At 41.7% G+C, this 19,926-nt stretch carries 17 protein-coding genes; 16 read left to right on the top strand and 1 reads right to left on the bottom strand.

Going from position 1 to position 19,926, the window contains the following annotated elements:
• The first annotated feature begins 7 nt into the window (after window positions 1-7).
• The 16 genes from purM to CSV69_RS14415 all read left to right on the top strand — a co-directional run bounded on the left by purM (window position 8) and on the right by CSV69_RS14415 (window position 19,167).
• Window positions 8-1,063, top strand: a complete 1,056-nt coding sequence (purM, locus tag CSV69_RS14490) for a phosphoribosylformylglycinamidine cyclo-ligase (RefSeq protein WP_085427158.1) — start codon at window positions 8-10, stop codon at window positions 1,061-1,063.
• Window positions 1,060-1,632, top strand: a complete 573-nt coding sequence (gene purN / locus CSV69_RS14485; protein WP_369823358.1) for a phosphoribosylglycinamide formyltransferase — start codon at window positions 1,060-1,062, stop codon at window positions 1,630-1,632. Before purM ends, purN begins: the two co-directional genes overlap by 4 nt.
• A 49-nt stretch (window positions 1,633-1,681) precedes the next feature.
• Window positions 1,682-3,217, top strand: coding sequence for a bifunctional phosphoribosylaminoimidazolecarboxamide formyltransferase/IMP cyclohydrolase (purH, locus tag CSV69_RS14480; RefSeq protein WP_085427156.1), 1,536 nt, complete (start codon window positions 1,682-1,684; stop codon window positions 3,215-3,217).
• Between the two features lie 21 nt (window positions 3,218-3,238).
• Complete coding sequence (purD, locus tag CSV69_RS14475) at window positions 3,239-4,498, top strand: phosphoribosylamine--glycine ligase (protein ID WP_099693771.1); 1,260 nt, start codon at window positions 3,239-3,241, stop codon at window positions 4,496-4,498.
• Between the two features lie 337 nt (window positions 4,499-4,835).
• Window positions 4,836-6,563 carry an adenine deaminase C-terminal domain-containing protein gene (locus CSV69_RS14470; protein ID WP_099693770.1) on the top strand — a complete coding sequence of 576 codons (1,728 nt, stop codon included), beginning with the start codon at window positions 4,836-4,838 and terminating at the stop codon, window positions 6,561-6,563.
• 9 nt (window positions 6,564-6,572) lie between these two features.
• Window positions 6,573-7,598, top strand: coding sequence for a DUF3048 domain-containing protein (locus CSV69_RS14465; protein ID WP_099693769.1), 1,026 nt, complete (start codon window positions 6,573-6,575; stop codon window positions 7,596-7,598).
• 26 nt (window positions 7,599-7,624) lie between these two features.
• Window positions 7,625-7,945, top strand: coding sequence for a YerC/YecD family TrpR-related protein (locus tag CSV69_RS14460; protein WP_085427152.1), 321 nt, complete (start codon window positions 7,625-7,627; stop codon window positions 7,943-7,945).
• 80 nt (window positions 7,946-8,025) lie between these two features.
• Window positions 8,026-8,724: a heptaprenylglyceryl phosphate synthase gene (gene pcrB, locus CSV69_RS14455; protein WP_099693768.1), complete on the top strand. Its 699-nt coding sequence runs from the start codon at window positions 8,026-8,028 to the stop codon at window positions 8,722-8,724.
• Between the two features lie 43 nt (window positions 8,725-8,767).
• A complete protein-coding gene (pcrA, locus tag CSV69_RS14450; RefSeq protein WP_099693767.1) occupies window positions 8,768-11,002 on the top strand; it encodes a DNA helicase PcrA in 2,235 nt (744 codons plus the stop codon).
• A gap of 26 nt (window positions 11,003-11,028) precedes the next feature.
• Window positions 11,029-13,056 (top strand): NAD-dependent DNA ligase LigA, encoded by a 2,028-nt coding sequence (ligA, locus tag CSV69_RS14445; RefSeq protein ID WP_099693766.1) that lies wholly within the window; start codon window positions 11,029-11,031, stop codon window positions 13,054-13,056.
• Window positions 13,040-14,173: a CamS family sex pheromone protein gene (locus CSV69_RS14440; RefSeq protein WP_099626223.1), complete on the top strand. Its 1,134-nt coding sequence runs from the start codon at window positions 13,040-13,042 to the stop codon at window positions 14,171-14,173. The genes ligA and CSV69_RS14440 overlap by 17 nt, the downstream gene beginning before the upstream one ends.
• Window positions 14,174-14,261: 88 nt before the next feature.
• Window positions 14,262-14,549, top strand: a complete 288-nt coding sequence (gatC, locus tag CSV69_RS14435; protein ID WP_085427147.1) for an Asp-tRNA(Asn)/Glu-tRNA(Gln) amidotransferase subunit GatC — start codon at window positions 14,262-14,264, stop codon at window positions 14,547-14,549.
• A 56-nt stretch (window positions 14,550-14,605) separates the two neighbouring features.
• A complete protein-coding gene (gene gatA / locus CSV69_RS14430; protein ID WP_085427146.1) occupies window positions 14,606-16,069 on the top strand; it encodes an Asp-tRNA(Asn)/Glu-tRNA(Gln) amidotransferase subunit GatA in 1,464 nt (487 codons plus the stop codon).
• 2 nt (window positions 16,070-16,071) lie between these two features.
• Complete coding sequence (gene gatB, locus CSV69_RS14425) at window positions 16,072-17,502, top strand: Asp-tRNA(Asn)/Glu-tRNA(Gln) amidotransferase subunit GatB (protein ID WP_099693765.1); 1,431 nt, start codon at window positions 16,072-16,074, stop codon at window positions 17,500-17,502.
• A 96-nt stretch (window positions 17,503-17,598) separates the two neighbouring features.
• Window positions 17,599-18,168 carry a thioredoxin family protein gene (locus CSV69_RS14420; RefSeq protein WP_099693764.1) on the top strand — a complete coding sequence of 190 codons (570 nt, stop codon included), beginning with the start codon at window positions 17,599-17,601 and terminating at the stop codon, window positions 18,166-18,168.
• A gap of 75 nt (window positions 18,169-18,243) precedes the next feature.
• On the top strand, window positions 18,244-19,167 hold the full coding sequence (locus CSV69_RS14415) for a diacylglycerol kinase (RefSeq protein ID WP_099693763.1): 924 nt from the start codon (window positions 18,244-18,246) through the stop codon (window positions 19,165-19,167).
• Between the two features lie 115 nt (window positions 19,168-19,282).
• Here CSV69_RS14415 and CSV69_RS14410 read toward each other — a convergent pair whose 3' ends face one another.
• Entirely contained in the window at window positions 19,283-19,714 is a 432-nt protein-coding gene (locus CSV69_RS14410) for an NUDIX hydrolase (RefSeq protein WP_085427142.1), read from the bottom strand.
• Between the last annotated feature and the right edge of the window lie 212 nt (window positions 19,715-19,926).

Raw genomic sequence — 19,926 nt, 5'->3', positions numbered from 1 at the left:
CCTTTCCATGTCGAAGGCATATGAAAAAGCGGGAGTTAATATTGAAGCTGGCTATGAGTCAGTTGAACGCATGAAGTCTCACGTAGCACGAACATCTCGTAAAGGGGTAGCGGGTGCATTTGGTGGGTTCGGCGGAATGTTCGATCTATCTGCGCTAGAATATAAAGAACCGGTACTCATTTCTGGTACAGACGGTGTTGGCACAAAGTTGAAATTGGCTTTCATGGCGGACCGTCATGACACGATTGGGATTGACTGTGTTGCAATGTGTGTGAATGATATCGTCGCACAAGGTGCAGAGCCTTTGTATTTCCTTGATTATGTAGCACTAGGTAAGGCAGTTCCAGAAAAAGTAGAAGCAATTGTTAAAGGTGTAGCGGACGGCTGCGTGCAATCCGGCGCGGCATTGATTGGTGGGGAAACGGCTGAAATGCCAGGTCTCTATGAAGAAGATGAATACGATTTGGCTGGCTTCGCAGTAGGAGCTTGTGAAAAGAGCAAGTTGGTTACAGGCGAGCGTGTACAAGAAGGTGACGTACTCGTTGGAATCGCATCAAGTGGTATCCATTCGAACGGTTACTCTTTAGTGCGCCATATTGTATTTGAACAATTAGGTGCAGATATTAATGGTACGATTGAAGGCTATGAAAGTCTTGGTACAGTAGCTGATGCATTGTTAAAGCCGACTAAGATCTATGCAAAGCCGGTACTTGAGATGCACCAGCAGCTTGATGTGCACTCGATGGGTCATATTACGGGCGGCGGATTCTTTGAAAACCTTCCTCGTATGTTCTCTGAAGGTTTTGGAGTAGAGGTAGATTTGGGTGCTTGGCCGGTACTTCCTGTATTCCAGATGCTGAAAGAAAAAGGTGAATTGACGGATCGTGATCTATATAGTGTCTTCAACATGGGTATCGGGTTCGTCGTCGCACTTCCTGAAGCAGAAGCTGAAAAAGCAATTGGCATCGCTAAAACACATGGCGAAGAGGCGTATGTAATCGGACGTGTTACGAAGCAAGAAGGCGTAACGTTTAACGGTGAACATGACGGGACATTGTCATAATGAAGAAAGTAAAGATCGCAATATTTGCTTCAGGGAGTGGCAGTAACTTTGCCGCTTTGGCAGAAGCTTGTAAAGCGGGGCGTATTCCGGCTGAAATCGTTTTGATGGTGACAGATAAACCTGATGCTTTCGTTAATGAACGGGCAAAAGAAGCAGGTATTTCTATTGCGGCATTTCGTCCTCGAGACTTTCAAACGAAGCAGGCGTACGAGCAAGCGGTACTTGATGCATTGCAAGAAGCGCAAGTAGAGTGGTTGATATTAGCGGGTTACATGCGCTTGATTGGTCCTGTTTTATTGGAAGCATACCCTGAACACATCATCAATATCCACCCGTCATTATTGCCTTCGTTTCCAGGTAAAGATGCGATTGGACAAGCGGTTGCTGCCGGCGTTAAAGTAACTGGCGTCACGGTACACCTCGTAGATGAAGGGATGGATACAGGTCCCATTTTAGCGCAGCGAGCAGTTAACGTTGTGGATGGGGATGTCGAGCAGACTGCTTTGGCTATCCATTCCGTGGAACACGAATTATATACAGCAACTTTACAGAACGTATTTAATAAATGATCAGCCTGTTGTGATGACAGGCTTTTTTTATAAACTGGAGGGAATTCCTTTGAAAAAACGCGCATTGTTGAGCGTATCGGATAAAAGTGGTGTACTAGAATTTGCGAAAGAACTCGAACAATTAGGATATGAATTATTATCTACTGGTGGTACGATGAAGCACTTAAAAGATAATGGTGTTGCCGTAACAGCAGTAGACGAAGTAACGGGATTCCCTGAAATCATGGAAGGACGCGTGAAAACATTGAACCCGATGATTCACGGTGGACTACTTGCGAAACAAGATGATCCTGGACATCAGGCACAAATGGAAGAGCATGGCATCCAGCCAATTGATGTAGTATGTGTGAATTTATATCCATTCAAAGAAACGATTTCAAAACCAGATGTATCAGCTGAAGATGCGATTGAAAATATCGATATTGGTGGACCTGCGATGTTGCGCGCATCTGCAAAGAACCACGCATACGTAACAGTGATCGTCGATGCAGCGGATTATGAAGCAGTACTTGATGAACTAAAAGCAGATGGCAAGACGACTTTGGAAACACGCCGTCGCTTGGCAGCTAAAGTATTCCGTCATACAGCGGCTTATGATTCATTGATTTCAGGATACTTAACAGATCTTGCAGGCGAGCAATTCCCTGAACAAGTAACGTATACATACGAGTTGAAGCAGCCATTGCGTTATGGAGAAAATCCTCATCAGCAAGCGGCATTCTATAGTCGCCCACTTGGATCTGATTTCTCGATCGCCTATGCACAACAGCTTCATGGAAAAGAACTTTCTTATAATAATATTCAAGATGCCAACGCAGCAATCCAAATCATCAAGGAATTTACTGAACCTGCAGCAGTTGCAGTTAAGCATATGAACCCTTGTGGTGTAGGTACAGGCGAGACGATTGCTGACGCATTCAAAAAAGCCTATGAAGCAGATTCAACATCTATTTTTGGTGGAATCATCGCGTTAAATAAAGAAGTGGATCAAGAAACGGCAGTACAGCTTGCTGATATTTTCCTTGAAATCATTATTGCCCCTTCATTTACGGAAGAGGCACTTGAGACATTAACGAAAAAGAAAAATATCCGCTTGTTGACGATTTCATTCGAACAGCAGAAAAAAGATCAGTGGAATACCGTATCTGTCGAAGGTGGCTTGTTGATGCAACAGCCTGACGCGCATGGTTTTGCAGAAGCGGATATTAAAGTAGCGACAGACCGTGAGCCGACTGAAGCAGAGTGGAATGCGATGAAACTAGGATGGGCAGTTGTGAAGCATGTGAAGTCCAATGCAATCGTTGTAACAGATGAGCATATGACAATCGGTGTTGGTGCTGGCCAAATGAATCGTGTAGGTGCTGCGAAAATCGCATTAACACAAGCGGGCGAACGTGCAAAGGGAGCAGCTCTTGCCTCTGACGCATTCTTCCCTATGGATGATACAGTCGAAGCAGCAGCAAAAGCAGGCATTACGGCAATCATCCAACCAGGTGGTTCGGTAAAAGATGCAGATTCTATTAAAAAAGCCAATGAATACGGTATTACAATGGTATTTACAGGCGTACGTCATTTCAAACACTAAGAGTACAGGGAGTAGATGAACATGAGAGTTCTTGTAATTGGGAGCGGTGGTCGTGAACATGCGATTGCCAAACAGTTCAACCAAGCGCCTTCTGTATCAGAAGTATTTGTAGCGCCTGGTAACGACGGTATGCAAGGAGATGCAACATGTGTGCAGATTGCAGCGACAGACTTTGAAGCTCTGGCAAAATTTGCAATTGAAAAGCGTGTTACATTGACGTTTGTTGGTCCTGAACAGCCGCTAGCAGAGGGAATTGCTGATTACTTCCTTGATAAAGGTCTAACAGTATTCGGTCCGACAAAAGCAGCAGCCCGCATCGAAGGCAGTAAATCATTCGCTAAGGAGATCATGGACAAGTATGATATTCCGACAGCGGCCTATGGAACATTTACGGATGCCGAAGAAGCAAAGACATTCATTCGTGAGCAAGGTGCTCCTATTGTCGTGAAGGCAGACGGATTGGCAGCCGGAAAAGGCGTAATCGTCGCAATGGAGTTACAAGAAGCACTGGATGCAGTAGACGATATGATTGGTAATCAAAAGTTTGGTGAATCGTCTTCACGTGTAGTGGTCGAAGAATTCCTCGATGGTGAAGAGTTCTCTTATATGTCGTTCGTCCATGACGGACAAATCTATCCAATGGTCATTGCGCAAGATCATAAACGAGCGTATGACGGAGATCGTGGTCCGAATACAGGCGGAATGGGGGCCTATTCCCCAGTTCCACAAATTTCAGATGCAATTGTACAAGAAGCGTATGATCGCGTAGTCGTACCTACTGTCGATGCCATGACAGAAGAAGGAATTCCTTTTACAGGAATCCTTTATGCAGGTTTAATACTTACTGAGCAAGGTCCAAAAGTTATTGAATTCAATGCCCGCTTTGGCGATCCAGAAACACAAGTCGTCTTGCCGCGCATGAAATCGGACTTTGGTAAATTCATGGAAGCTCTAATGGCTGGAGAATCATTTGATCTTGAGTGGCATGAAGAAGCCATGTTAGGCGTTGTCATTGCGTCAGAAGGATATCCTTCTGATGTAGTGAATGGTCGTACACTTCCTAACCTTGAAATACTGACTGACAAAGGACTGGACGTTTTCCACGCAGGAACTAAGCTAGAAGGCGACCACTTTGTTGGAAATGGCGGACGTGTTCTTCTAGTAGCCTCAAAAGCGGCTACGTTAAAGGAAGCTCAGGAAAAAGTTTATAACGGTCTTGCAGATCAACAATGGGATGGATTCTTCCACCGAACGGATATCGGATGGCGTACATTTGAATAAGTAATGAAAACGGACTGTCTTGGAGTAGTGTATTACTTCCAAGACAGTCTTTTTTATATAAAAGAGTAAAGGATCATCCGAAAAAAAGTGTTGCCATTTCTCGATGCAAGAGATTGATATGTTAACAATAACTAGTTATCCACAGGATTTCACACGAACTGTTATTTAAAAGTGGAAAAGCTGTGAGTAAGTTGTTGGTAATGTGTGTAAGTATGCATTTCTCTGTGGATTAACATAAAAGGGATTGTGGACAACCTTATCCTGTCCTATCTATTCCTGGCAGGATGGCTATGGTACTATAAAGCAACAGCTAGAATACTACAAACATTTTAAAGGGATGGTGAGCAACGTGTGGAGTGCGAAAGAAATACAGTCACAACTAGCAATTATTAATGGACAAGAAGCGCCCGACATTGTAATAGAAAATGCTACATATTTACATTCTATATTTAAGAAGTGGGTGCAAGGGAACATCTGGATTCAGGGAGATCGCATTGTCTACGTTGGAGAACGTATGCCCGCTATGCTCGAAGGGATGGAATGTGTTGATGCATCAGAAAAGAAAATAGTACCTGGATATATTGAACCGCATGTCCATCCTTTCCAATTATATAATCCTGAAACATTTGCTGATTACGCATCTCGACGTGGAACTACTACGTTTTTATCAGACAATTTACTTCTTTTCACTATGCTCGATAAGCAAAGCGCATTTACGTTCATTGATCAATTGAATGAATTGCCATTCTCTTTTTATTGGTGGGCACGTGTCGATTCACAGACCGTTCTGCAAAATGAAAAAGAGCTTTTCAATCCAGAAGATATTGCACAATGGATGGAGCGTCCCGATGTGTTGATGACAGGGGAGCTGACTGGTTGGCCTAGATTATTGCAAGGAGATCAAAGTATGATGCAGTCTATAGCGAAATCCAAACGACTTCGAAAAAAAGTGGAAGGTCATTTTCCAGGTGCATCGGAACGCACATTGGCTCGTATGAAATTGCTAGGGGCAGATGGTGACCATGAAGCAATGACCGTCGAAGAAGTAGAACGACGTTTACAACAAGGATATGCTACTACATTGCGTTACTCATCCATTCGTCCGGATTTACCTGATTTATTGAAAGGCATTGTAGAAAAAGAATGGGATGTTTTCGATCACTTGATGATGACGACAGACGGTTCTACACCTTCGTTCTATCGTGAAGGTGTCATGGATCAATGCATTCAGATAGCGCTTGATGCTGGAGTCCCACCGATTGATGCGTATCAAATGGCATCTTATAACGTGGCGAGGTACTACGATATTACGGACTTGCATAGTGTAATTGCAACTGGCCGTTTTGCGACGTTGAATTTTTTAGAGAATGAACATAATCCTGTGCCTACTGATGTATTGTCAAAGGGGAAGTGGATACTTCGTGATAGTAAATCTACTGCTACATTCGAATCGGTGGATTGGGATGCATTACCGATATTCGAATTGCCTTATGAACTGACAGATGAAGACTTCTCATTTCCTTCTTCACTAGGGATTCAAATGGTGAATGATGTCATTACGAAAGTATATGAAAGTGATTTGGATCTCTCAAGCCCGACTATTATCTCTAGTGATGAATGCTATTTGATGTTAGTAGATAAGAACGGAAAGTGGCGGGTCAATACCTTGCTGAAAGGATTCGCGAATAATCTGCAAGGTTTTGCATCTTCCTATTCAAATACGGGTGATATACTAATAATTGGACAAGACTGGAAAGAGATGAAGAGAGCATTCAATGAAATGAAGAGAATAGGTGGAGGTATGGCTCTTGCTGAAAATGGCAAGATTATTGAAACATTACCACTAGCAGTTGCTGGCGGATTGTCCAGCCAACCGATGGAAGTTATTATAGAAGAAGAGTTGGCAATGAAAAAGGCTTTAGGAGAACGGGGCTATGCCCATGGAGATGCTGTCTATACATTATTATTCCTTCAATCCGTTCACTTACCACACGTTCGAATTACACCGGTTGGCGTCGTCCATGTATTGAAAAATGAACTGTTAATTCCTAAAATAGAAAGGTAGGAACGTATATTGATACGGAATAAACGAAAGGTACTCTTAGTAGCCGCAGTTAGCTTTTTATGTCTAGGTGGTTGTTCTTCGAAAGACCAATCTGTACCCGATGAACAAGAGAAACCTATAAGTAAACAGAATGAAATAGCACCTTTTACAGGTGAGGTGATCACGAATGCAATGGATCATCGCCCTGTCTTGGCGACAATTAGTAATATTCCTGCTGCACGCCCGCAGTCGGGTCTTGCGGACGCTGATCAAATATATGAATTTTTGGCAGAAGGTCAAATTACGCGATACGCTGCACTGTTTCAAAGTACAGTGCCTGATCAAATGGGCCCTATTCGAAGCGCGCGTGATTATTTTGTACACTTAGCAGAAGGTATGGATGCATTCTATATTGCTCATGGCTATAGCCCAGATGCAAAGAAATTACTCGATGAACAAGTAGTCGATCATGTAAACGGTATACATCATGATGGAACTTTATTTGAACGTTCAGCAGATCGTCGGGCTCCACATAACTCGTATATTTCAAAGGAACATATTGAAGAAGCATTTCGTCTCAAGAATGCTTCTGAAAAGATCACTGCACAGCCATCCTTTTCTTTCCTAAATCCCGATGAAAGTGATAAAATAGGGGATATGGCATCAGCGGTTCAAGTATCATACAGTTCAGATCCAAATTATATTAGTACGTATCAATATAATGAAGAAGAAAATCGGTATTATCGATCTGTTAACGGCATTGATACAGTGGATAAGCTAAATGAACGTCGGGTAGAACTGGCGAACATCATCGTGATGGAAATGGATCATCAAACAGTTGATCAACAAGGAAGGCTCGCAATTGATTTAGAATCTGGCGGCCAGGCCATGCTGTTTCATGAAGGGATCGCTAAAACGATTGAATGGCAAAATAAAGATGGATTTTTAACCCCAGTGGAACAAGGCATACCTGTTAAATTAACGGCGGGGAAAACTTGGATCCATATCATTCCATCATTATCAGGTCCTTCTACTTCCGTCACTTATACTCCGTAAGATCGACATAGAGAGAGGGCGAGGACATGCAAATAAATAAACTCCGTGGTGAACAAATAGATCAGCTGTTTCAAGCAATTTTGGAACTAAGGGATGTAGAAGAATGTTACAAGTTTTTTGACGATATCTGCACAATGAGCGAAGTTCAATCACTGGCACAAAGACTGGATGTAGCCCATAAACTTCGACTTAAAAAAACTTATGATAATATTCAACAAGAAACAGGCGCAAGCACAGCTACTATTTCCCGCATACGCCGTTGTGTAGATTACGGATCTGGCGGTTACAACCTCATGCTGGACCGACTTTATCCGGAACTCCCGAACAACCAATCAAAAAATAACTAAAACAACCGGCCAGGGATAAAACCCCACCGGTTTTTTAAAAATTATATAAAAATAACATAAAAAAGAAGGTGGAAATAAAAATGGACTATAAAACATGGCGGCATGCCTTTAAAATTGATCCAGCTAAAGACCTTACTGATGAACAACTAGAGGCGGTAGCAGAATCGGGGACAGATGGAGTCATCATTGGTGGATCTGACGGTGTTACACTGGAAAACGTACTGGATTTACTTGCACGATTCCGTCGTTTTTCCGTACCACTCGCATTAGAAGTATCTACTGTTGAATCGGTTACACCAGGTTTCGATTATTACTTCATTCCGACTGTCTTAAATACAACGGATTCAAAATGGATGAACGGCTTGCATCACGAAGCCTTGCGAGAATACGGTCATATGATGAATTTCGATGAATTGGTCACAGAAGGTTACTGTATACTAAATCCAGATTGCACAGCCGCGAAGGTAACAGGGGTCGATCGTGTCCCAGATGAAGAAGACGTACAAGCATATGCACGTATGGCGGAACATTTATTTTCCTTGCCAATCTTTTATTTAGAATACAGTGGACAATATGGCGATCCGCAAATTGTTCGATCAGCGAAAGAATTACTCAGTAACACGCGTCTCTTTTATGGTGGCGGAATACGCTCAACAGAACAAGCGCAAGAAATGGCTGCCATTGCAGATACTATTGTAGTGGGAAATGTTGTTTATGATGATCTAAAAACGGCTCTTAAAACAGTGGATGCTGTAAAATCTGTTCCATTACCTATGTGAGTAGTATATAGTTAGAACAAATGTTCCTAAAGGCGGTACGAATATGAATAAACTATCAGATGATTTACTAAAAGGCATGAATCCTGAGCAAGCACGCGCAGTCAAGACAACGGAAGGTCCGTTGCTTATTATGGCGGGGGCGGGTTCAGGAAAGACTCGTGTATTGACACATCGAATTGCGTATTTGGTTGTAGAGAAGCAAGTGTATCCTTCGAATATATTAGCTATTACATTTACAAATAAAGCAGCACGTGAAATGCGTGATCGTATTGATGGACTGCTAGGCGCCGGCTCTGGAGAACGTATGTGGGTTTCGACATTCCACTCGATGTGTGTTCGGATTCTACGGAAGTACGTAGATCGTATTGGGTTATCCAAAAACTTTACTATTCTCGACAGTGCGGACCAAATGACCGCGATGAAACGAGTATTGAAAGAACTTAATCTAGACCCGAAACAGAATGATCCACGGGCGATGCTCGGAATTATTGGAAACGCGAAGAATGAGTGTATAGATGCAATAGAGTTCCGTAAAAATTCGGATCCACAAAACCCACATGAGCGTACAGTAGCAGATATTTACGATCGTTATACTAAAAAGTTACGCCAGAATCAGTCAATGGACTTTGATGATTTGATTATGATGACAACTGTTTTGTTTGAGCGTGTTCCTGAAGTGCTGGAGTATTATCAAAATAAATTTCAGTATATTCATGTGGATGAGTACCAAGATACAAACAATGCGCAGTATCGTCTCGTCAAGATGCTTGCATCAAAATTCCGCAATGTCTGCGTAGTAGGTGACTCGGATCAGTCGATTTATCGTTGGCGTGGTGCGGACATTGGTAACATACTGTCTTTTGAAAAAGATTATAAAGAAGCGAATGTCATTCTTTTAGAGCAAAATTACCGTTCCACTAAAAGAATTTTACAAGCCGCCAATGAAGTAATCGACAATAATAAAAGTCGCTACGACAAGAAATTACGCACAGATAATCCTGAGGGCGAATTGATTTCAATATACAAAGCGCGCGATGAGAAAGATGAGTCGCAATTTGTTGTCCAGCAAATCATTGAGTTAAAGGAAGAAATGGGATTAACACTTGATCAATTTGCAATACTGTACCGAACGAATGCACAGTCTCGTCTAATTGAGGAATACTTATTGAAATCTAACCTCGACTATACAATTGTCGGTGGTACAAAGTTCTATGATCGAAAAGAAATTAAAGATTTGCTGGCATATTTACGTCTGATTGCTAATAACGATGATGATTTGGCCTTAGCAAGAATCATTAATGAACCGAAACGAAGCATTGGTGCTACTTCATTTGAACGAATGGCGACATTCTCTCTTCAAAATGACCGTTCCATATTCGATTCATTACAAGAAGTTGATTTCATGGGCTTGCCTAAAAAAGCATTGACAGAAACCGTGAAATTCCATGAAATGATTAATGGATTCACGCAAATGCAAGAGTTTCTATCTGTTACGGAATTAGTAAAAGAGGTCATTGAAAAGTCCGGCTATCGCGAGATGTTGGAAAAAGAGAAATCAATCGAAGCAGAAAGCCGGCTTGAGAATATTGAAGAATTCTTATCCGTTACAGAAGCATTTGAAAAACGTTCCGCGGAAGAAGAGGAAGAACCGACACTCGTTGCATTCTTGACGGACCTGGCGCTAGTAGCTGATATCGATACGTTAGATAAAGAAGAGAACACTTCCACTGAAAAAATCGTCCTAATGACGATGCACGCAGCAAAAGGCTTGGAATATCCAGTGGTCTTTGTATTAGGCATGGAAGAAAATATCTTCCCACATATTCGAGCACTCGCTGATCCAGAAGAAATGGAAGAAGAACGAAGACTTGCTTACGTAGCGATAACGCGTGCAGAACAGCGCCTTTACCTGACGTGTGCGGGTCACAGAATGTTATTCGGTAAGTCGAACTTCAATCAGCCATCCCGTTTCCTTAATGAAATTTCCGAAGAACTGACGGAGTTGTTGGCAGATGGCAATGGCATGAGTGTACCGTTCGCTCAAGCACCTAAAGCAAGAGCCAAACGTCCAGCAGTTAAACGCCCAGCTTACAATGAAAGCGGCGGGGAGAAAATGCAGTGGAAACCAGGTGACAAGGCGTCCCATAAAATATGGGGGATCGGAACTGTCGTTAGCGTTAAAGGTAGCGCAGATGACATGGAGTTGGATATCGCATTCCCTAATCCAGTAGGTATCAAGCGACTATTAGCTAAATTTGCACCGATTGAAAAAGAATAAAGCGTTCCTAGGAGTGTGGAAAATAGATGGATGATGTTCTAGAACTAGAGAAGCGGGTAGCGGAGCTCAATAAACTTCTGCATGAATACGGGCGTGCTTATTATGATCTGGATGCCCCTATCGTTCCCGATTCAGAATATGATAAAAAGATGCAGGAATTGCTGGCAATTGAAGAAGCGCATCCAGACTTGATCTATCCTGATTCACCGACACAACGAGTGGGTGGTGCTCCACTTGAAGTGTTCAGTAAAGTGGTTCATCGTCATCCGATGCTCAGTTTGGCGAATGCGTTCAATGAAGAAGACTTGCGAGATTTTGACAGACGGGTGAAGGAAGCGACAGGGAGCGCTGTCTATGTATGTGAACTAAAGATTGATGGTCTTGCTGTTTCATTGCAATATGAAGAGGGACGGCTTGTACAAGGAGCTACTCGTGGAGATGGTGCAGTTGGAGAAGATATTACAGCCAATTTGAAGACCATTCGTTCAGTACCACATACATTGAAAGAGTCCTTGACGATTGAAGTCCGTGGTGAAGCGTATATGCCGAAGAATTCATTTGTTAAGCTAAATGAAGACCGTGATGAAGCAGGCGAAGTACCTTTTGCTAACCCGCGAAATGCAGCCGCGGGTTCATTACGTCAACTGGATTCAAAAGTGGCTGAGAGTAGAAATTTAGCTACGTTCATTTATGCAGTTGGCGGAGATGCTGAAGTATATGGGCTGGACAGTCACTCAGAAGCACTCAATAAAGTCGATGAACTAGGGTTGACGACGAACAAAGAACGTAAACGTTGCGCAACGATCGAAGAAGTATTGGAATACGTTGCCTACTGGACAGAAAACAGACAGAATCTTGATTATGAAATTGATGGTATTGTCATAAAAGTAGACAACTTTGAATCGCAGGAACAGTTAGGGTATACAGCAAAGAGTCCTAAATGGGCCATAGCGTATAAATTCCCCGCTGAAGAAGTGCATACTAAACTAGTCGATATAGAGCTAAGTGTAGGTCGAACAGGGGTAGTTACACCGACAGCCATCCTCGTGCCAGTTTTGGTGGCAGGTACGACAGTTGGCCGTGCATCCTTGCACAATGAAGATCTGATTCGCGAAAAAGATATCCGAATTGGTGATCATGTAGTGCTTCGCAAAGCTGGCGATATCATTCCTGAAATCGTCATGGCATTGAAAGATCAACGAACAGGTGAAGAAGAGCCATTCCATATGCCGGACAACTGTCCTGTATGCGATTCAGAACTTGTGAGGATTGAAGGGGAAGTTGCACTTCGTTGTGTGAATCCTAAGTGTCCTGCGCAGATGAAAGAAGCATTAATCCATTTCGTTTCAAGAAGAGCAATGAATATAGATGGAGTCGGTGAAAAACTAATCGAGCAATTGTACACAGCGAATCTTGTGCAAGATGTATCTGATCTATATACGTTAACGAAGGAAGCTTTACTAGGATTAGAGCGAATAGGAGAGAAATCTGCTACAAATATTTTAACGGCTATAGAACAATCCAAAGAAAATTCGTTAGAGAAATTACTGTTTGGTTTGGGCATTCGTCACGTCGGTGAAAAAGTTGCCAGAATCTTAGCGGAACAATATCGTACACTCGATGCTTTAGAACAGGCTACTGAAGAGGAACTTTTGAATATCTTTGAGATTGGTGCGATCGTAGCTGATTCTGTGACAACGTACTTCAGTACGGAAGAAGTTCAAGAAGTCATGAATAAGTTGCGTTCCTACGGTGTAAATACTGTTTATAAAGGTGTTACACGCGAAGAGTTGCCGACTACTGGACCTTTCGCTGGGAAAACGATTGTACTGACAGGAAAGCTTACTGAATTAACGCGCGGAGAAGCAAAAGAACAGATTGAATCGCTTGGTGGATCCGTCAGTGGCAGTGTCAGTAAGAAAACGGATCTAGTTATTGCAGGCGAGGATGCGGGCTCCAAGTTGACGAAAGCACAAGAATTAGAGATTGAAATTTGGGATGAACAAGCTATGCTTGATGCCCTTGGAGTGGATATGAATGAGAAGAACGACTAAGTGGTTCGCGACGGGCATTCTGTCAGCAGCTTTGTTGACAGGATGTGTACCGGCACCGGGCGATGATCAGGAAAAAGCAGTGCAAGAAACAGAAGAAAGTGAGCAGGAAATGGTGCTCATTCCTGATGCGCAGATCAAGAAAGAGTATTACAGGACGCCTGTTCCATTTAAAAAGAGTGCGAGCAGAGGATTGGTCGTCAACAACTTGAATACGAAGTATGATATTCAGGAAACTGAAGAAGGTTTATTACGTCTATCTTCATTGTATTACGACCCGAAAGATTATTTCTTTCAGGAAGGTCAATATATAGATCGTGATACGGCGAAGCAATGGATTTCTAGAAAATCTAATTTTGAAGCAGGTCTCAATCCAGCAATTACGGAAGGTATGTCCCCTGCCCAAATAGCAGAAGAAGCACCAATTTATCTGGCACACATTGTCGAACAAAATTATCTACAGATGACAGATGATAAAAAAGTGAAATTGGCTGGAATATCGATAGGTCTTGCGATGAATTCAATTTACTATCCGCGTGAAGGTAATGAACGCTCGATCGATGACAAAACGATAGAAGAAAAGGGCAAGAAGATGGCGGATATTATCTTGAGTCGATTACGCAGTAAACCGGAGCTTGCGGATGTTCCTATAGCGGTAGGACTATTTAAACAAGAAAGCCGCAATGATATTGTGCCGGGCACGTATTTTGCTACATCATTTGCCGCAAAAGGCAAAAACGAATTTACGGGTTGGAAAGAAGTGGACGAGCAGTATGTATTACTCCCTGCATCTTCTTCAACAGGAAATTATCGTGATCTAAATACTACATTCAAAAACTTTAAACAAGATATTGATGATTACTTCCCGAGCTTTGTGAATGTCATCGGAACTGCTTTTTATAAAGACCAAAAGCTCAATTCATTAACGGTGGAAATTCCTATACAATTCTTCGGTAAAACGGAACTAATCGGATTTTCACAATACCTCACATCATTAGTAAAAACGCATTTTAAAGGTGTGCCGATTGAAATAAGTGTTACTTCAGTGAATGGGCCAGAAGTGTTGATTGTACATGATCAAGATAGGGAAGAACCGTTCGTGCATGTCTACGGTTATTAATAAAATTCAGGTAGTAACATGAACTTTCCAAGAAACTGATTAAATGGTATGATTAATTGTACGATTGCAAAATGAGGAGGAACGATGTATGACAACATTTTCGAAAGAAGACGTCAAGTATTTTGCGGATTTCGTCCGTATTGGCCTCTCCGAGGAAGACAAAGAAAATTTCTCTGCAAAGATAGCAGATTTGATTGAAAGTGTAAGCAATTTAAAAGAAGTGGATGTTACAGGTGTAAAACCAATGACGCACCCGGTTGCTATGATCAACGTCCTACGTGAAGATGTGCCAAAAGATATCTTGGACCGTGAAGTAATGCTAGCTAGTGCTGAAGATCAGGAAGACGGACTTATCAAGGTTCCGGATATTCTGTAATCGAATTCGCAGTATAGAATACCATTCATGGCACAATGATAGTAGGAGGAAAAGTGATGACGTTAACTAGTAAAACAGCAACAGAACTTCAAGCTCTTTTACAAAAAGGGGAAGTTACTGCTAAAGAAGTAACAGAGGCAACATTACAAACAATTGAACAGCACGAAGAGAAAATTCATGCATTCATTCATGTTGCAAAAGAAGAGGCAACGAAGCGTGCAGAACAACTTGATCAAGAAGATGCTAGTACACGCGGACGTCTTTTCGGAGTTCCGATTGGTATTAAGGATAATATTGTAACAAAAGATATGACGACAACATGTGCAAGTAAAATGTTGGAAGATTTCGTACCTGTTTATAATGCTACAGCTATTGATAAATTGGAAGCTGCAGGCGCTGTCAACATGGGTAAACTTAATATGGATGAATTTGCAATGGGTTCCACAACTGAAACATCCTTTTTTGGTAATACATTAAATCCTTGGAATACAGACTATGTACCAGGTGGTTCATCAGGTGGTTCCGCAGCAGCAGTCGCAGCAGGAGAAGTCCCACTTTCCCTTGGTTCAGATACTGGCGGTTCAGTTCGTCAACCAGCTGCATTCTGTGGAATTGTTGGAATGAAACCTACATACGGTCGTATTTCACGTTTTGGTTTAACAGCGTTCGCTTCTTCACTTGATCAAATCGGTACATTGTCACGCACTGTAGAAGATAACGCATTATTGCTTAGCGTAATCGCAGGTGAAGATGACAATGATAGTTCGTCATCTGCAAAGGCGGTTCCTGATTTCACAGCAGCTCTAACAGGCGATATTAAAGGTCTGAAAGTTGCAGTTCCAAAACCTTATCTAGGTGAAGGTGTCGATGCAGAAATTGCTGCAGCAGTAAAAGAAGCAATTACTGTATTGGAATCCCTTGGAGCGATTTGTGAAGAGGTAGAATTGCCACATATTCAATATGCGCCAACTACGTATTATGTAATTTCTTCTTCGGAAGCTCAATCCAATCTTTCACGTTTTGATGGATTGCGTTATGGCTATCATACAGAAAATGCTGAAAACCTTGAGCAAGCATATTTCCGTACCCGTCAAGAAGGATTTGGCGATGAAGTGAAAAAACGTATTATTTTCGGTACGTATGCTATGAGTGCGGATCATCATGAAGAATTGTATGTACGCGCACAAAAGACTCGTACTTTGATTGCACAAGACTTTGATTCTGTATTTGAAAAGTATGATGTAGTCATTGGACCAACTGCTGCTACAACAGCATTTAAGCTTGGCGAAACAGGCGGAGATCAGCTCGTTCATTATGCAAATGATGTCTTGGCTGTACCAGCGAATCTTACAGGCCGTCCAGCGCTATCCGTACCATGTGGTTTCGTTAACGAACTACCGGTTGGAATGCAAATCATGGGTAAACACTTTGATGAGGAAACATTATATAAAGTCGCTCATGCCTATGAGCAAGCTACTGATTTCCACAAGCGTACTCCATCGATTCAGGAGGGGAAATAATTATGAACTTCGAGACAATTGTCGGATTAGAAATCCACGTAGAGCTTAAAACAGATACTAAAATCATGTCTCCAGCACCCGCTCATTTTGGTGCGGAGCCAAATAAAAACATTCACGTAACAGACATCGCGTATCCCGGTGTTTTACCTACGTTAAATAAAAAAGCTGTTGAATTTGGAATGAAGGCGTCCATGGCACTGAACTGTGACGTAGCGCCAATCATGAACTTTGACCGCAAGCACTACTTCTATCCAGATAATCCAAAAGCATACCAAATCTCTCAGGATAAGCGTCCTGTAGGAGCAAACGGTTGGATTGAAATTGAAGTAGACGGCAAGAAGAAGAAAATCCGTATTGAACGTGTACATTTAGAAGAAGATGCGGGAAAACTGACGCATACAGAAAATGGACATTCATTAGTGGATTTGAACCGTCAAGGAACACCATTAATTGAAATCGTTACAGAAGCAGATGTGCGTTCTCCAGAGGAAGCATATGCATTTCTGGAAAAACTAAAAGCAATCATTCAATATACAGGCGTATCTGATGTACGTATGGAAGAAGGATCACTTCGTTGTGATGCCAATATTTCATTGCGTCCATTCGGTCAGGAGAAATTTGGAACGAAAACAGAATTGAAAAACTTGAACTCGTTTAACTTTATTCGCCGCGGTATTGCAAATGAAGTAGCGCGTCAAGAAAAAATTCTATTGTCTGGCGGTACTATTCAGCAAGAAACTCGTCGTTACGACGAAACAACTGGTGACACTGTGTTGATGCGAATTAAAGGCAGTGCCAATGATTATCGCTTTATCAATGACCCAGACTTGCCTGAAGTCCATATCGAACAAGAATGGATTGACCGTGTTCGTAAGGAAATTCCTGAATTGCCAGATGCACGTAAAGAGCGTTATGTATCCGAAATGGATCTTCCTGAATACGATGCGCACGTATTAACATTAACAAAAGAAATGTCCGATTTCTTTGATGCAACGGTAAAAGCTGGAGCAGAACCAAAGTTAGCTTCCAACTGGTTGATGGGTGACGTATCGGCTTATCTGAACGCAGAATCAAAAGAGTTGCATGATACGCCACTAACACCTGAAAACTTGGCGCAACTTGTGAAATTGATAACAGATGGTACTATTTCTTCTAAAATCGCGAAAAAAGTATTTACTGATCTTGCGAAAAAAGGCGGAAATCCTGCTGATATCGTCAAAGAAAAAGGACTTGTTCAAATCTCTGATGAAGGTACATTGCGTACAATCATTACGGAAATCTTGGATAACAATGATCAGTCAATTGAAGACTTTAAAAATGGTAAGGATCGTGCTGTTGGATTCTTAGTCGGACAAGTCATGAAAGCAACAAAAGGACAAGCTAATCCACCACTTGTTAATAAATTATTGATGGAAGAGATCAAGAAACGCTAATCTATCAATCAAAAAACGTGCCAGGAGAGGTCAATACAGTCTGATCCTGGACGTTTTTCCATGTTAACTTATACAGTAAAACAGGAGGGGATTGTATTGAAAACAGAACAACAATATTTCGAAGAAGCTGTTTCACTTCAAACATATATGGACAAAATGGAAACACATAAGGAAAACAGTTTTTTGATCTATAATGAATTTGAAGTGCCTCAGGATGACGAATTTATTGAGTTGTTGAAAGAAAAGCAGCCCCATGTATTAGTCATTACTGAAGACTGGTGTGGTGATGCCATGTTGAATAATCCGATCCTCCGTAAAATAGCGGAAGCTGCCAATATAGAAGTACGTACTGTATTGCGGGATGAAAATCCAGAGCTAATTGACCGTTATTTGACGAATGGCGGACGTTCCATTCCCATGTATCTATTACTGAATCCTGCTGGTGAAGTAGTTGGGAAGTGGGGGCCACGTGCACCAATTCTTCAAAAGTATGTGATGGATGGTCGTGCAGAGTTACCGGCCAAGGAAGCACCGGATTTTGAAGAGAAGCAAAAAGTCTTTTATTCGAAATTGATGTCTGAATATACATCCAAACCTGAAAATTGGCTTGCCGTTTATGGTGATATCCGTTCGACTTGGCTACCTGTTTTACAATCGTCTAAGTAACGTCATGCAAGACACTGTGTGAAGATGGTAAAGGTCTGATTTCTTTCAGACACGAAAGGATCGAGGGGAAAGTGTATGAAACGTGCACGTATTATTTATAATCCTACTGCCGGAAGAGAAGTCTTCCGTAAACATTTAGCAGAAGTCCTCGAGAAATTGGAGAATGCGGGTTATGAAACATCCGCTCACGCTACGACTTGTGAAGGCGATGCTACGGCCGCTGCACAAGATGCGGTTCGCAGAGGATTCGATGTTATTATTGCTGCAGGTGGCGATGGAACGCTCAATGAAGTAATTGAAGGTGTTGGACACTTTGAAAAACGTCCGAAAATTGGTTTGATTCCAATGGGGACAACCAATGATTTTGCAAGGGCGTTGCGTATTCCTAGAGAAATTGACGATGCGGTAGATATCATTTGCCAAGGGGATTCTATTCCAGTCGATGTGGGTATGATGAATGATCGCTATTTCATTAATATCGCTGGTGGCGGTCGTATGACAGAACTAACATATGAAGTTCCAAGCCGATTGAAAACAGTGATTGGTCAATTAGCGTATTATTTAAAAGGAATTGAAATGCTGCCTTCGATACATTCCAGTCATCTTCGTATTGAATATGATGGAAATGTCTTTGATGAGGAAGCAATGATGTTCTTGATCGGATTGACTAATTCAGTGGGTGGATTTGAAAAACTGGCTCCTAACTCCAGTATTAACGATGGGTACTTTACTTTACTGATTTTAAAGAAATGTAATATCGCAGAGTTTATTCGCGTGGTAACATTGGCTTCTCGAGGAGAACATTTGGATGATCCTTTAGTCGTTTCTGCGAAAGCAGAAAAGATTGTGGTGACTTCAAAAGATGAAGTGTTGTTAAATTTAGATGGAGAATACGGTGGTGTATTGCCCGCCACTTTCCAGAACTTATATCAACATGTCGAAATGTTTGTACCCCTCCAGAAGTTGCGTCCGCAAGATCAAGTAAAGAAAATCAAATAAAAGACAAGCAAAAAGACTATTCCAGTCGAATTTCTAAGGTTCGGTTGGAATAGTCTTTTATTGTGCAAAATTAATTGGGTGAGCCCGATGCAATACGCATCTTATCAGGTCGATATCAGATGTATTCAATCGCTTCTCCTTGTTTAGCAGCTAACTTTGGCACTTCTTGCAACGGCATCCAACGATAGCTGAATAATTGACCTGCGTCTTTACCTTCACCTTCTACGATGTATTCCCACTCGTTCTTTGATTCGCCTACATAATTAAAATGGAAAATTGTACGTTCGTAGATTACATTTTTGTCTTCTGGGAAAAACTTAGAGGATTTAACTTTACCTTCAAGTATAAGTTCATCGCGCACGATACCGGATTCTTCTTCGATTTCTCTATATAATGCATCCAATAGTAGTTCGTTGCGTTCAATCGTACCTCCAGGAACTTGTAGACCTGCTTCAGGCTGATCCTTTTGCTCATAAACAAGCAATTTGCGGTGTCTGCCTTCGCCTTTTGTAATATACGCTATAACTTTTCGTTTTACTCTTTTCAATATCTTTCACCTCTCATTAGTTAACCAATTATACTGCAAATTAGTATAAAAAGCAAATAGAATTAGTTAATTAATTATTATATAACAAATCGATGGGGAGTAAACTTGAATATACGTCTAAATTTCAACAAATCCATTTTAAGAGGTTATTTTATTGAATTTTTAGGGAAACTCTTAAATAGAACTGTGCAAGGAGTGATGATGTGTATAAG

Origin of the sequence: Sporosarcina sp. P26b, assembly GCF_002743245.1 — a bacterium.
Taxonomy (GTDB): domain Bacteria; phylum Bacillota; class Bacilli; order Bacillales_A; family Planococcaceae; genus Sporosarcina; species Sporosarcina ureae_C.
This window is presented reverse-complemented; position numbering and strand designations above follow the sequence as displayed.